Source organism: Pantoea coffeiphila, from assembly GCF_016909495.1.
GTDB classification, from domain to species: domain Bacteria; phylum Pseudomonadota; class Gammaproteobacteria; order Enterobacterales; family Enterobacteriaceae; genus Erwinia; species Erwinia coffeiphila.
On sequence record NZ_JAFBFW010000006.1, the window covers coordinates 236761 to 251735 of the forward strand.

Sequence of the window (14975 nt, forward strand, 5' to 3'; positions counted from 1 at the left end):
TCAGACTCCGGCGCGAACGCGGTGGGTTTCCAGCTGGGTATGGCGGCTGAGGTTCTCAAAACCGTCCTCGGTGACAACGTAACAGTCGCCAATATTACACCCTGCCGACAGCGGCTCCAGCCACTGCGTATGCAGAACAAACACCATGCCGGTTTCCAGCCGATCGTAGTTGTGCGATGAGATATTGAAGCTGTTTTGCCCGCCCGCCATACCGACCGAATGACCGAGATTCGGATTGTGCGGGCCGTGGGTTGCCGGGTAAACATGCATCAGCTTACGCCCCTGGGCTTCCCAGTCGACATCGCGCACGTACTGCTGCGGGATCAGCCGCGCCTCGCCGTCCGGCATCGCAGACCAGTTGTAGGGCATGGTGCGCGCTTCGGCATCGTTCAGCATGCCCTGCTCAATCATTGGGCCGAAGGCGGCATTGTTGATATCGCGCATCAATGCACCGGGCTTAATCAGCCGCTCGGCGCGCTTCACACCTTCGGTACAGGCCGCCAGCACGATTTCCTGGCGCTCGGTAATGTCACCCACAGCAATCATGCGCGCCGTTTGTGCGGTATAGCCACGCCAGGTGACGTTAGAGATATAGAGGTTGATCAAATCTCCCGGACGTACGACGTGTCCGTAGGGCTTGCCGCAGTGCGTACCAAATTCGTTAATGCCAATCTGATAGCCGTCACCGGTTTCGCCACCAAAGGCCATTTGCGCGGCGGTAAAGGCGGCAAAAATTTCATGATCGGTGACGCCCGGTTTTGCCACGTGATACGCCGCCTGGGTGCCGATACTGATTAACTGTGCGGCCGCTCGGAACATCTCGATTTCACGCGGGGAGCGAATTTTTTGCAGGCGGTCGAGAATCGGGTTATCGCTGATAAAGCGACAGCCGGGCATTAAGGTGTGCAGCGCGGCCTGGAAGGTCAGCGATGTCCGATCGCCAATTTCCCCAATCTGCGCCTTGTTCAGGCCGAGGCGGGCGAGGATGTCCGCGCATTTCTCTGCGGTTTTCAGGACGGCATCACCGGGGCGATCGGCATACTCGCGGCCAATCGGCCCAATCTGCCAGATATCTTCAACCAGCAGCGGTTCGCCCGCTGGCGGCAGCAGCACCGACTGCGTGAAGAAGGAGAGCAGAGTCAGCGGCTTGTCGGCGTCGGTAGGAATAATCAGTACCCCTTCGCGCATCCAGTCGCAAATGTAGCGCAGGTAAGCGTTGGACGCATGAAACCAGCCGACGCTGCCCGCATGGACGACAAGCGCATCGTGACCGGCTTCTACCGCCTGGCGGCGGATGCGCCGCAGGCGCTCGGCGAACTCGGCTTCCGGCAAAGGCAGCGGCGCCGAAAAGGTGAAGTCCGGCTGGAAATCGGCCAGCAGAGAGCCGATGCGATAGCCCGCCGACGCGGTCGCATGAGTATGCATAATAGTTCCTTGTGAAATCAGTCGATCAGTGATTTTGCGGTCGCGGAGCCAGCACCCGGCGAGCGACCAGTAATCCCAACAGGGTGAGGCCAATCAATATCCCGGAGATCGCCGCCACGCGGACGTCCAGTGATTCTTCAATCAGCGCAAACATTCGCAGCGGCAGTACCGTGGTACTGGCGTCCGCGAGGAAAAGTGACACCGTGACGTTATCCAGCGACTGGATAAACACCAGAAACGCACCGGCCAGAATGCCGGGCATCAGCAGCGGCAGCGTGACGCGGCGCAGCGTCATAAACCAGCTGGCACCCATGGTAGTTGATGCCTCGGCCAGCGACGGGTTCATCCCCTGAGCCACCACCGAGGCAGCGCGATACATCAGCGGGCCAAACACCACGATATGACCGGTGACCGTCAGCCAGAGCGAAGGCTGGAAGCCGACAAAATTAGCGACAATCAGCGCGGCCAGCCCGTAAACCAGGCTCGGCATGACCAGCGGCGCAAGCAGCAGGGGTTCAATGCTGTTCACGCTTTTCCGCGTCATACGGGTCATTCCAATGGTGGCCGGCACCGCAAACAGCAGCGATCCCGCCACCGCCAGAGCGGCAATTTTCAGCGAATTGCCCGCCGCGATATGCTCGGTTGCGGAGCGAACCGGGTCCAGCAGCGCTTCATACCAGCGCAGTGAAAACCCTTCCGGCGGGTATTTCAGCGTCTGACCGGCGGTGAAGGACATCATCAGTGCGATAACGATCGGCGCGATCAGATAGATCAGGCAGAGTACGCCAAAACCGTAGACAAACACCTTGTAAAGCAGCGCTGGAACAGGATTCTCGCGAAAATTAAGCATGACCGTTCAGCCTCCTGTGGCGTGAAATCATGGAGAGGGCAACCAGTAAACAGCCGGTGGACAGCAGCAGCACAACCGCAATCGCCGAGGCCAGCGGCCAGTCAAACAGCGTGCCGACTTCACGATAGATCAGCTGCGGAACGTAGACGTTGCGTGCCCCACCGATCACCGCCTGGGTGACGAACGAGCTGCTGGTGCTGGCAATCACCAGTATCCAGCCTGCCAGCAGACCCGGCAGCATGACGGGCAGCATCACGGTAATCAGAATGCGCCACGGACCGGCACCGGAAACCTGTGCGGCTTCGGTCAGTGAGTAAGGCGTGCGGGTCAGAATGGCAATCAGCGGCAGCAGGATCAGCGGCAGATCGATCTGACACATCGCCATCACCAGCCCCAGCTCGGTAAACATCAGGCTGGTGGGCGTGCCGGTGATCCCCAGCGCCATCAACGCATCGCTGATCGGCCCCTGGCGGCCCAGGATGACGATCCACGCGAATGTACGCACCACGTTGCTGGTCAGCATCGGGATTAGCGTCAGGAAGATAATCATCTGCCGAATCGTGCGCCCGCTGTGCCAGTAAAGCAGGGCAATCGGCAGGCCCAGCAGGGTGGTGCCGATGGCCGTCTCCAGCCCCAGTCGGGCGGTGTTCACCAGTACGCGAAAGTTAAAGGCATCGCCAAAAAATCGCGCGTAGTGTTCAAGGGTAAGCCCGCCGGGGTGGATAAAGCTGAATCCGATCAGTACAACGAGCGGCACGGCAAAAAACAGCACCGACAGCACCAGCATCGGAACAATATAAGGAAAGCCGCTCTGCTTCATTTCGTCACCTCAGCCTGCAACAAGGGTGTCAAATTCGCGTATCCAGGCATCGCGATTTTTGTTGATGCTGTCCCAGTCGGGATAGACCAGCGTTTTCAGCTGCTCGCGAGTGACATAGGCGGCGATCTCCGGCGTCAGTGCGACTTCGCTGTTGGTGGGGAACATTTCGGCCGGCGGCAGCTTGAACCGGTCTTGTGCCGCCTGCGAGATGGCGGCATCCATATAGGCATAGACCGCATCGGCATTGCGGCTGCCGCTGGCAAGATGAATGTTGACCGGGGCGGCCGGGGAACCACTCTCCGGGTGAACAAACTCCGCGTTCATCCCCAGACTTTTCAGGCGCGCCACGTTGCCGGTACTGCACATAAACACCGCGATTTCGCCCTGCTGGAACAGCGTCATCTGATGGTTGGTGCTGTCGACGATGTTTTTCATCTGCTCGGGATATTTGCGGAACAGGTCGAACACCGCTTTCATATCGTCCGGGCCGCTGCCGTAGAGTTTGGCGATTTCCGTGTAGGCCATCACTGCGGTGTTGGAAGCAAAACCGGTCCAGGACACCAGCCCTTTGTAAGCCGGATTTTCAAACAGATCTTTATAGCCACGCGGACGCGGCACCAAATCCGGGTTATAGGCAATACCGTTCACTTCCACCGTGACCGTAGGCCCGTACTCGCCCTGAAAATCAGGGGCGATCAGGTGCCAGTTTTTCAGCCGGGTCGGATCGATTTTCTGGATCAGATTATTTTGTACCGCGACGGTCATCTGCCCCGGTGACATCAGCAGCGCGTCGTAGGAGGGATTTCCCCGACTCGCCATCACTTTTGCCAGCTGATCCTGCGCCATCGCCGGGGCGATAGTCAGTCCGTAGCCCTCTTTTTGCAGCATCGGCGTGAGGACGGTGCGATAGGCATCCTCCCAGGTTCCGGGGAAGGTCGCCGCTACCGCGCGGCCTTTATCGGCAGCCATCGCGCGCAGTGAAACGGGTAACATTGCGGCGGCGGCGGAGCCTGCCAGTAGCTGACCAAACCGACGACGACTGATTGGGAAATCTTTCATGGTGTTGACCTCAGGTTAAGCATTCAGGGTTGCGGTTCAGCCGGGAAGGCGTGACAGCGTGTGGTATCAATGTCGGCAAAGAGTGACGTGCCGGGTAACGGGGCCGCTGTGCCGGGGCGGCGGACCTCAGAGGCGCGCAGGCTGCTGCCGCAGTCCAGTTTCAGTTCATGAAGCAGCACCGGGCCGAGCGGCACGGAAACGGTGACCGTCACCTTCTGGCTGTTCTCGCCGGGCTGAGGTAGCAGACGCACTTCCTCCGGACGACAGGTCAGGGTCACTTTTGATCCAGGGGTAAAGCTGAGACGGCGCGGCAGGCGCAGCGTGGTATTGTCCGCCAGGCCGACCAGCGTGGTGTCATCGTCAAAACGCAGTACGGTGGCAGGCAGCTGATTGGCCTGGCCAATAAAAGTATTCACAAACAGCGAGCGCGGCCGGTCGTAAACAGCCATGGGCGTATCGATCTGCTCAACGTGGCCTTTGTTCATCAGCACCAGGCGATTGGCCAGACTCTGCGCCTCTTCCTGGTCGTGGGTGACGATCAGCGTGGTAATACCCAGCGTTTTTTGCAGATGCAGCAGCTCCACCTGTAAATCAAAGCGCAGGGCGCGATCCAGTGCGCCAAACGGTTCATCGAGCAGAAGCAGAGAAGGGCGACCGGCAATCGCACGAGCAACCGCCACCCGCTGCTGCTGGCCACCCGACAGTTCACGCGGCAGACGATTGCCGAATTCACCGAGGCGCACCATCGCCAGCATCTCTTCAACCCGCTTCTGTCGTGCCGGGCGGGAAATCTGCTGACACGCCAGCGGATAGGCAATATTTTCCGCAACGGTCAGGTGCGGGAACAGCGCATAGTTCTGGAAAACCATACCGATGCCGCGCGCTCTGGCGGATAACGACGCAAGATCGTCATCCCCCAACACGATTTTTCCTGCCTTAGGCTGGATCAGTCCGGCGATCGCCCGCAGCACCGTTGATTTGCCGCAGCCGCTTGGCCCTAAAAGCGCAACGACTTCTCCGGGTTCGATAGTGAAGGAGATATCGTTTATCGCATTACTGCCGCCGTAGCTGTGAGTCAGGCCCTGCACGCTCAGGCGCTTGCGTAAGGACATGGATTGCATTTCTGCCATAGTGCTTCCCAGGTTGAAGGTGCTGAAAAAAGCCAGGAACGATGTATCAGGGAGATAGCAAGCGATGTGCCAGATTGAATGAAAGAATGAGTTTTGTTTTTAAAATCATGAAATTAAATGAAAATAAATTTAAAATATAAATTCGCACAAAGTTTCGCATAAATGTGAATCTTTAATTAATCCTGTTTTGACTCATCAATGCTGTTCACGGTGGTGCAAAATCATCCTCATATTGGTGCATTCGTATGCGCTTAGGGAGAGCGGCCGGAAGAAGTAAGAGCTGTAAAATCTGGCGGTTGTGATGAATTATTAAATTAAATCATTGAGATAGATGCATGTCTTGCTTTTCACTGTCATTAATATCTATGTAACCAAAATTAATAATTAACTTTCGAATATAGTTAAAACAAAATTTAATTATATAAATTTTATTTAAAATCAGTTTATTAGGTTGGTTTTTCCTTTTATGGCACATGATTTGCACTCTCTCTGAGCGTTGCTAACTATCAAAAGGAAAGAGTCGTGAGATTAGGTATCGATGGGTTGAAGCTGCCCGAAGTGAAAAAGCGCGGCGCGCTGGCCAGTCTGGATCATGTCAAGTCTCTGGGGCTGGGCGGGGTCTTCTTCAGTACGCTGCTGGATATGAGCCCTACGCTGGATCGCGGTGCGCTGCGGGAACTGCGCAGCAGGGCCGACGAGCTGGATCTTTACCTGGAAGCCGGACTCGGAAAAATTAATCCGTTCTGCAATGCCGAAGTGCCTGAACTGCGTGCCGCAGGCGGCGGTGACATTATTGCAGGCCTGAGCCGGATGATTGAGGCCGGCGCTGAAATTGGCTGCCGTGAACTGTGGGTTTCCACCGGGAACTTTAAACCGCAGTTTACCGGGCGCTTTGCGGTTGATCGCTTCCGCACCGACGTCAGCTGGGAAGATCAGCTGCTGGCCACGGAGAAAGTGCTGCGTTTGCTGGCTCCCGTGGCGCGGGCGCACGGTGTGCATATGAATATCGAAACCCATGACGAGATTACCTCATTTGAGATCCTGCGATTGATCGAGGCAGTAGGTGAGGATTGCGTTGGCGTAGTGCTCGACACCGCGAACATGCTGCAGCGGGGCGAACATCCGCTGCTGGCGGCACGCAGGCTGGCACCCTGGGTACGGCAAACCCACATTAAGGACGCCTACGTTGGCCGCGCGCCGGGCGGGCTGGACTTCCAGCCGCGCCCATGCGGTAGCGGTATCGTGGATTTTTCCCCGATTCTGGCCCTGCTGGCCGGGGTGAATCCGCAGATTAATCTGTCGCTTGAAATTGCTCAGTCCTGCGAGGATAAGCCGCGCCAGGCCTGGCCACGGCAGTGTATTCAGATAGACGATCCGCTGTGGCGTGCAGGCCATCCGGACCTCAACGAACAGGAGCTGGATGCCTATTTCACCCTGCTGGATGCCTTTGAGCAGCGGGTTGCCGCCGGAGAGATTGCCGACTGGGAGAGCTATGAACGCGCGCACTATGGCTATCCCAGCTATCAGCATCAACCCTACGGTTACACGCAGACCGTAGGCTTTATTCAGCAATCCGCCGATCATATCCGCGCACTCTGCGCTGCACAGGGCATCGATTTAAGGTAAAAGTTGCGCAGGAATTTAATTACAGAGATAGTGAAGCAACCGTCTGAATTCAGGTGTGAACAGGGAGAAAACATGAAAAAGCCGCGCGGCCGTCCTGCGGCAGCCGATAAAAGCGCCGACAGCCATGATGATGTCTCTGAGCGGATACGCATTACGCTGGCGAAAGCCATCAGCGAGGGGGCATTAAAACCGGGCAGCAAAATTCTGGAAGAGGCGATTGCCGATCACTTCGGCGTCAGCCGTACCGTGGTTCGTGGTGCGCTGGGCGTACTGGAGAGCGATCACCTGCTGGAGCGCAAACGCAATCGCGGCACTTTTGTGGCTGAACCAGGCATTGAGGAAGCGCGCAGCCTGTTTGAGGCCCGCCGCAAGCTGGAAGGTATTTTACTTGAGCTGGTGGCCGCAAGAGTCACTGCTGCCGAGCTGGAATCGCTGGAAAAACTGGCTGACGAGGAAGAACGGGTTCATCAGCACGGTGACGAGAAATCGCGTGCCGTGCAGTCCGGACAGTTCCACATCGCACTGGCGGACCTTGCGCACAATGCGGTGCTGACTGAAGTCCTGGCGAAAATTGTTGCCCGCCTGTCGCTGGTGATGTCGCTGTATGAGGATCATCGCCATGACGACTGTGGCGCGGATCATCACCGGATGATTGTTCAGGCTCTGAAGGATAACAATCTGCAGCAGGCCCGGCAGCTGATGGAGCACCATCTGGCCGATATCGAAAGCCGCGTCAAGCTGACGACCGGGCAGGGCGATCGCCATTCGTTTATCTCCGTGCTGGAGAATTTTTCCTGACCGATGAAAATTCCTGATTTAAATCTGATTATTGCGCTGGATGCGCTGCTGGACGAGGGTTCGGTGATTGGTGCCGCGCGCAGAATGAACCTCAGCCCGCCGGCGATGAGCCGCACCCTGACCCGTATCCGGCATCAGCTGGGCGACCCGATTCTGGTTAAGTCGGGGCGGAAAATGGTGCCCACACCCCGGGCGCTGGCGCTCAGGGACGAAGTCCATCAGGTGATGGGTGAGGCGATTCGCCTGCTTCAGCCGCAGTCGGGGGTGGATTTATCCCAGCTGGAGCGCACCTTCACGCTGCACGCCAACGATGTGTTTATCAGCGCGTTTGGCGGCGTGCTGCTCAGCCGCCTGAGGCAGGAGGCGGTCAATGTCAGCCTGCGCTTTACCCCGGAAAACGGCAGCGATGAAGACAGCCTGCGCGACGGCAAGGTGGATCTGTATATCAGCGCGATGCGACCGCTGGGTGACGATATCCACGTGCAGTCGCTGTTTTCCACCCATTTTATGGGGCTGGCGCGAGAGGATCATCCGATTTTCGCCAGCGAGATCACTCCGGAATCCTTTGCCCGCTACGAGCAGATCAGCGTGTCGCGTCGCGGGCGCGCGCGGGGGCCGATCGACAAACGCCTGGCGGAGCTGGGGCTGGTGCGCCACATCTCGCTGGTGGTGCCGACCTTCCATTCGGGAGTGTTTTCGCTGGGGAACTCCGATCTGATCCTGCCGCTGCCGGGCCACGTGGTCCGCGCGGTGCAGGAGATGGGGATTAAAACGCGGGCCTTTCCGCTGCCGGTGGAGCTGGATGCCATTCCTATCGTGCAGGCCTGGCATCCGCGATTCCAGAACGATCCCGCCCATCAGTGGCTGCGGCGGACTATTCACCAACTCTGTATTCAATCCGATGGGGCGTAATCTCGCTTAGCACGACTGCTCCGTCTCTTCGTTTTCAACCAGCACCGGACAGGCCGCGAGGTCGATCACTTCCTTAACAATGGAGTGTTCGACCCAGCGCTTCAGCGACGATAAATGCCGGTGCCCCATCACAATCAGATCGACCTTCAGCCTTGCCGCCTGCTGGATAATCACCTGCGTCGGCTCACCGCCGACGATCAGCCCGCTCACCTTGCAATTCTCCCAGCGCAGGCTGCCAACGGCCTGGTTCACCGTTTCCTGCGCGGCCTGATATTCGCGATCGGCCGGAGGGTAAATCAAACCGTCGCTGGCCTCCGTTGCATGCTGCTCCTCCAGGTAAAAATAGTTTTCCTCTGGCAGCAGATACGCGCCGTCGACCACGCACAGAATATGTATTGTTGCCGGGTGTCCGGCGGTGACTTTACGGCTGAGCTCAATCACCGCCAGCGACTGCGGCGAACCGTCCAGCGCGACCAGTATCGTATTAAACATGCTGTTTCCTTCTTAGGCAGGGTTAAAGCACGCATCTTCCGGTTCTCAGGCGGGTAAATAAATGCCTCCGGGCGCATCTGACCAGTGCGCCAGACGCACGCCTCGGCTGCACACATCGCAATTCCTGTCCCTCCTGCATCTTTCTAGACTGTGCGCCTGATCGACTGGAAAGGATGAACTATGCAAACACTCGCGCAACCCAAAGCTGCGCCGCCCGCGGCGGCGTTTGACCTGCGCATCATGACAGGGCTGACCGGTATTTTGCTGGCATCGCTGGTGGCCGGATTAAACGAGCACGTAACGGATATCGCCATGACCGACGTTCGCGGCGTGCTGTCGGTCAGCCACGATGAAGGCAGCTGGCTGACCACGCTGTATGAAGCTGCGCAGGTGGCGGCGATGGCGTTTGCACCGTGGTTTTCGGCCACGCTGTCGCTGCGCCGTTTTACCCTCGGCGTGACCGCCGTGTTTATGCTGGCGGGGATGCTGTGCCCGCTGGCACCCAATCTGCCGACCCTCTACGTGCTGCGCACGATCCAGGGGCTGTTTGGCGGCTGCCTGCCGCCGATGCTGATGAGCGCGGCGCTGCGCTTTTTACCGCCGGGGATCAAGCTGTACGGCCTGGGGGCCTATGCGCTGACGGCAACGTTCGGACCGAATCTGGGCATTCCGCTGGCGGCGTTGTGGACCGAGTACACCGGCTGGCAAATGGTGTTCTGGCAAATCATCCCGATCTGCCTGCTGGCGATGGCCGCCGTTTCCTGGGGCATTCCGCAGGACCCGCTGCGGCTGGAACGCTTCGCGCAGTTCAACTGGGTGGGTCTGCTGCTCGGACTCCCGGCCATTACCTCGCTGGTGGTGGTGCTGGAGCAGGGCACGCGGCTGGGCTGGCTGGATTCACCGTTTATCTGCCGGATGCTGCTGCTGGGGCTGACAACCCTGACGCTGTTTATGATCAACGAATGGTTCCATCCGCTGCCGTTTTTCAAAGTGCAGCAGCTGGCGCGGCGTAACTTAACCTTCTCGCTGGTTACCCTCGGCGGGGTGCTGGTTGTTCTGGTGGCGGTGCCGGGGATACCGGCTGGGTATCTGGCGGAGATCCAGGGCTACCGGCCGCTGCAAACCGTGCCGCTGGCGCTGTACGTGGCGCTGGGTCAGCTGGTTGCGCTGCCGCTGGTCTCGGCGCTGTGCAATTTCACCCGCGTTGACTGCCGCTGGGTGTTGGCCTGCGGTCTGGGTCTGATCGCCGCGACCTGCTACCTCGGCAGCGCAATGACCTCCGACTGGATACGCGACAACTTCTACGGCCTGCAAATGCTGCAAATCCTCGGGCAGCCGATGGCGGTGATACCACTACTGTTGCTGGCGACCAACGGCCTGCCCCCCGCCGAAGGGCCATTTGCTTCCGCGTGGTTTAACACCGTGAAGGGCATGGCGGCGGTGGTGGGTAGCGGCGTACTGGAAGGGTTGACCACCGCGCGTGAACATTTCCACTCCAACACGCTGGTCAATCAGTGGGGCAACAGCGGTCAGGCGCTGTCGATCCCCCCTTCTGACGGTGAAGGCCTGTCCGCGCTGGCGGAACAGATCCACGTGCAGGCGGTGGTACTGGCTTACGCCGACGTTTATCAGGTGATGACTCTGCTGACCGCGATTCTGATTTTATTTATTCCTTTAATGGCAACCCGCGTGTATCCACCGCGACCGCTTGCCGCTTCTCATGCATAAGGCTTGAACATGACTTTATTGAAATTGACTAAGAAGAACGTACCGGTTGTGGCCGGGGCAGCCGTACTGGCCGTGGCGGCAGGGATCGGGTTTGGCCTGCTGGGCGATAGCGCCGACCAGCGAACCAACGATGCCTTTATCCGCGCCGACTACACCGTGGTCACGCCGCGTATCACCGGGCAGATTGCGCGGGTGGCAGTAAAAGACAATCAGTATGTGGAACAGGGGCAGCTGCTGGTAGAGATCGATGACCGCGATCTGCTGTCGGAACTGAACGCGGCAGAGGCCAGCGTGGTGGTGCAGCAGGCCACGGTGGCCAATGCCAGCGCCAGTCTGGCGCAGCAGCAGTCGATGATTGCCCAGGCTGACGCTACGCTGGCCGCCAGCCGGGCCGGTTACGTCTTTGCTAAAGCGGAGCTGGCGCGCTATCTCGATCTGGCCGCCCACGGCGCGGGCAGCCAGCAAAATGCCCAGCTGGCACGATCGCGGATCGACACCGCTCAGGCCAACGTGGCACGCGATACCGCCACGCTCAACGCCGCCCGGGCGAAAACCGTGGTGTTACAGGCGGAATTCCAGCGGGCGCAGGGGGAGCTACAGCGATCGCAGGCGATGCTGGATACCGCCAGGCTGAAACTGTCGTACACCAAAATCCTGGCCCCGATTGCCGGATGGGTTGGGCAGCGCGTCGTGCGTGAGGGGGCATACGTGACGCCCGGCACGCCGATGCTGGCGGTGGTGCCGCTGAATAAAGCCTACGTGGTGGCCAACTTTCAGGAAACCCAGCTTGAGCACGTGCGGCCAGGGCAGCGGGTGGATATCCGCGTCGACAGCTTCGGCGGGGCGCTGCTGCACGGTGTGGTAAACAGCTTTGCCCCGGCGACGGGCGTGACCTTTTCGGCGATTACGCCGGATAACGCCACCGGCAACTTTACCAAGGTGGTGCAGCGTATTCCGGTCAAAATTGAACTCGACGGCGGCCAGCGGCAGGCGGAACAGCTGCGGGTGGGCATGGCGGTGGAGGCCACTATTCATACCGTGAAGGCAGGAGAGAAATCATGAAACTGACGGCCTTAGCCACCAGTATTCTGCTGCTGAGCGGCTGCATGGTTGGCCCGGACTTCACGCCGCCTGAGGTGAGCAGCCCGCAGACGTGGCCGCAGGGTCACGCACCGGGGCGCATTGCGGAACGCGAACTGCAGCCGCAGTGGTGGCACATTTTCCATGATGACACGCTGACTGCGCTGGTTGAGCAATCCGCGCGCAGCAACTTCGATGTGCAGGCGGCGGGCGCGCGTCTGTTACAGGCGCAGGCGGAGCACCGTGTGGTGACCGGGGAGAGCCTGCCGTCGGTTGACGCTACGGCGTCGTACCGGCGCGCCCGCAACAGCCAGAACGGGCTGCAGGATATCTCCGGCCTGGGCGGTAAAAAGGCCTGGAGCGTGTGGCAGCCGGGCATCGGCGCATCCTGGGAGCTGGATATGTGGGGACGGCTGCGGCGGGAACGGGAATCGTCCGCCGCCCGCGTCGAGGTCAGCGACGACCAGCGCCGTGCGGTGCTGTTAACCGTGCAGGCGGCGACCGTCAGTGATTATTTCCAGCTGCGCAGCGTGCAGCTCCAGCGCGATATCAGCCTGCAAAACCTGGACATCGCTCGCCACAGCCTGAAGCTGACCGGCATCCGCATGGTCGACGGCGTGGCTACCCGGCTGGAGGTGGCCCAGGCGCAGGCGCAGGTAGCCTCGGTGGAATCGACCCTGCCGATCCTCGAACAGCAGGAAACGCACCTGATGAACTCGCTAAGCTTCCTGCTGGGCGAAAACCCGGGGGCGTTAACCAAGCGGCTGGCCGGGAGCCGACCGCTGCCGCTGACGCCGCCGGAAGTGCCGGTTGGTCTGCCGTCCGAGCTGGCGCAGCGACGACCGGATATCCGCGCCGCCGAGGCGCAGCTGCATGCGGCCACCGCCGACATTGGCGTGGCGACCGCAGATTTCTATCCGAGCATTACCCTGAGCGGCAACGTCGGGCTACAGGCGATGCAGTTCAGCCAGCTGGGGAACTGGGGATCGCGCCTTTACAGCTTCGGCCCGTCGCTGAATCTGCCGATATTTGAAGGCGGACGGCTGCGCGGCCAGCTGGCGCTGAAAAAAGCACAGCAGCAGGAAGCGGCAATCCACTTCCAGTCCACGGTACTCAAGGCCTGGCATGAAGTGAGTGATGCGATGGTGGATTACGACACCTATCAGCGCCAGCGCAGCCAGCTGGCGACCCTGGTGGAAAACGATCGCATCGCGCTGGCGGCGGCATCGAAACAGTACGAAGCGGGTGCCACCGACTTCCTCAACGTGCTGACCATGCAAAAAGAGCTGCTGGCTTCGCAGCAGGAGCAGGTAAAAAGCGATGCCAATGTGTCGCTGGCGCTGGTACGGCTGTATCAGGCGCTGGGAGGAGGATGGGAGAGCGGGAAGAGTTAACCCTCGCTTTCTCATAAAGTAAAACACTCAATTAAAAAGGTTACGCAACTGGCGTAACCTTTTTATTGTCGGCGGTGAAAATACCCGATGACGGCTTATTCAACCCACAACGATCGGATTATTATATTGATTCACTGAAATAACGATAAATCCCGGCCTTTTTTAAAAAGAGTTTATTAATTTTTTTAATTCATTAGGTTCATTAAAGAATAAAGAAACAGTTATATAATTCGTCGCATATCTGTTTTACCGAATTACATAGCCGATATAGTGATTTTACAACCCCCCTCTGACCATTCCAGTATGGTTGTCTTATTCAGGCGGAATGAATGATGGCAGATGCCATATCGATTATTTCTCCCTGTCTCCCGTTTAATATTTTGCGCACCTGATGCTGAACACTTTCCCCGTGCCGCCTGTCCGCTGCGCGTAAGGGAGAGCCGTCGACAAGCGCAGATCGTATTTTCTTTTAAGGCTGTCGCCATCATGACCATCAAAATAGCAGTGGTAGGACTGGGTGCGCTGGGCTGTGCAACCCTGCTGGCACTGGCACGCAAAGGTTTTCACGTTGAGGGATTCGAGCAGTATCGCGTCGGAAATAATATCGGTGCATCAGGGGGCCGTTCTCGTCAGCATCGACTGATCTACGGTGAAGGCGCGGCTTACACGACCCTGCTACAGCGCGCCAGCCAGCTCTGGCATCAGCTGGAGCAGGAACAGCAAACCCAGCTGTTTTGGGGGGGAGGATGCCTCACCATCGGTACGCCTGACAGCCCGTGGTTTACGGCGGTGGAAAATTCGGCGAAGAAGCAAAATCTGCCCCATGAGCGACTATCGCGCGCGGCGCTGAATCAGAGATTCCCGCGCCTGAATATTGATGAAGATGAGGAAGGCATTTTTGACCCCGCCGGGGGCATTTTGCTGACGCATGAACTGCTGCTGGCATCCGCCGGGCAGGCACAGCAGCTGGGGGCAAAGGTGCACGAACAGACTCAAATCGATGGGATTGTGGCGCGAGACGGCGCGGTCGAACTGACAATTAACGGTCAGGTAAGCTCTTTTGATCGGGTGATTGTGACCACCGGTGCGTGGAGCAAGCGGCTGCTCCCCGATTTACCCATCTCCTCACGCCGACTCGGCATGAGCTTTCACGTGGGCAAAGAAAGCGGCTTCGACAGCGTGGCGTTTCCTCCAACGATGCGCGTGAGCGCCGGGCGGGCGATGTGGAATACCCAGCCCCTGCCGGATGGCAAAAACTTTAAATTCTTTGTGGGCGATGCCGAGCTGAATGAACAGCTCGACCCCGAGCTTGTTGCCACCGAAGCCACCGGCAGTCTGACGCCTGTGCTCCACGAGCGCCTCGATCGGCACGTGGCGGATGCGGTGAACGGCGCACACCGCACCATCGTGGGCGGCGGCACCTGGCCGGAAGCCTACACCCACGATCAGGCTCCGCTGCTTGGCGAACTGAAAACACATCCCCACGTCTGGATTGGCATTGGCCTGTCCGGGCATGGCTTTAAACTGGCCCCCGCGCTGGGCGAGTTGCTGTCTGAGGCCGTTGCAGGCGAAGTCAATATTGCCCGCGACTGGCCTCTTTTTTCGCCTGAACGGCATTTTGCTGAACCGCAGGCGGTTTACTCTCGATAATCACCGGGTAT

At 58.9% G+C, this 14975-nt stretch carries 13 protein-coding genes; 7 read left to right on the top strand and 6 right to left on the bottom strand.

From position 1 onward, the window contains the following. The 5 genes from JOE09_RS19895 to JOE09_RS19915 are packed head-to-tail and all read right to left on the bottom strand — an operon-like array spanning position 1 to position 5266. Positions 1-1425: a M24 family metallopeptidase gene (locus tag JOE09_RS19895; protein WP_205066980.1), complete on the bottom strand. Its 1425-nt coding sequence runs from the start codon at positions 1423-1425 to the stop codon at positions 1-3. A gap of 25 nt (positions 1426-1450) precedes the next feature. After that, the gene (locus JOE09_RS19900; protein ID WP_205066981.1) at positions 1451-2275 is read right to left on the bottom strand and encodes an ABC transporter permease; all 825 of its coding nucleotides are present in this window, start codon (positions 2273-2275) and stop codon (positions 1451-1453) included. Next, positions 2268-3095, bottom strand: a complete 828-nt coding sequence (locus JOE09_RS19905) for an ABC transporter permease (RefSeq protein ID WP_205066982.1) — start codon at positions 3093-3095, stop codon at positions 2268-2270. The genes JOE09_RS19900 and JOE09_RS19905 overlap by 8 nt, the downstream gene beginning before the upstream one ends. Before the next feature lie 9 nt (positions 3096-3104). After that, positions 3105-4154: an ABC transporter substrate-binding protein gene (locus JOE09_RS19910; protein WP_105591845.1), complete on the bottom strand. Its 1050-nt coding sequence runs from the start codon at positions 4152-4154 to the stop codon at positions 3105-3107. Positions 4155-4177: 23 nt separating this feature from the next. Then, positions 4178-5266, bottom strand: a complete 1089-nt coding sequence (locus JOE09_RS19915) for an ABC transporter ATP-binding protein (protein ID WP_239553196.1) — start codon at positions 5264-5266, stop codon at positions 4178-4180. 540 nt (positions 5267-5806) lie between these two features. Between JOE09_RS19915 and JOE09_RS19920 the strand changes: the two genes are divergently transcribed. The 3 genes from JOE09_RS19920 to JOE09_RS19930 all read left to right on the top strand — a co-directional run bounded on the left by JOE09_RS19920 (position 5807) and on the right by JOE09_RS19930 (position 8620). Continuing rightward, positions 5807-6910 (top strand): TIM barrel protein, encoded by a 1104-nt coding sequence (locus JOE09_RS19920; RefSeq protein ID WP_205066984.1) that lies wholly within the window; start codon positions 5807-5809, stop codon positions 6908-6910. A gap of 72 nt (positions 6911-6982) precedes the next feature. Beyond that, positions 6983-7708, top strand: a complete 726-nt coding sequence (locus JOE09_RS19925) for a GntR family transcriptional regulator (RefSeq protein WP_205066985.1) — start codon at positions 6983-6985, stop codon at positions 7706-7708. Positions 7709-7711: 3 nt separating this feature from the next. Beyond that, positions 7712-8620 (top strand): LysR family transcriptional regulator, encoded by a 909-nt coding sequence (locus JOE09_RS19930; RefSeq protein WP_205066986.1) that lies wholly within the window; start codon positions 7712-7714, stop codon positions 8618-8620. A gap of 6 nt (positions 8621-8626) precedes the next feature. Here JOE09_RS19930 and JOE09_RS19935 read toward each other — a convergent pair whose 3' ends face one another. Further along, positions 8627-9112, bottom strand: a complete 486-nt coding sequence (locus tag JOE09_RS19935) for a universal stress protein (RefSeq protein WP_205066987.1) — start codon at positions 9110-9112, stop codon at positions 8627-8629. A 180-nt stretch (positions 9113-9292) separates the two neighbouring features. Between JOE09_RS19935 and JOE09_RS19940 the strand changes: the two genes are divergently transcribed. The 4 genes from JOE09_RS19940 to JOE09_RS19955 all read left to right on the top strand — a co-directional run bounded on the left by JOE09_RS19940 (position 9293) and on the right by JOE09_RS19955 (position 14964). After that, a complete protein-coding gene (locus JOE09_RS19940) occupies positions 9293-10840 on the top strand; it encodes an MFS transporter (RefSeq protein ID WP_205066988.1) in 1548 nt (515 codons plus the stop codon). Between the two features lie 9 nt (positions 10841-10849). Further along, complete coding sequence (locus tag JOE09_RS19945) at positions 10850-11902, top strand: HlyD family secretion protein (RefSeq protein ID WP_205066989.1); 1053 nt, start codon at positions 10850-10852, stop codon at positions 11900-11902. Next, positions 11899-13314: an efflux transporter outer membrane subunit gene (locus tag JOE09_RS19950; RefSeq protein ID WP_205066990.1), complete on the top strand. Its 1416-nt coding sequence runs from the start codon at positions 11899-11901 to the stop codon at positions 13312-13314. Before JOE09_RS19945 ends, JOE09_RS19950 begins: the two co-directional genes overlap by 4 nt. A 486-nt stretch (positions 13315-13800) precedes the next feature. After that, entirely contained in the window at positions 13801-14964 is a 1164-nt protein-coding gene (locus JOE09_RS19955; protein ID WP_205066991.1) for an FAD-dependent oxidoreductase, read from the top strand. Positions 14965-14975 lie beyond the last annotated feature (11 nt).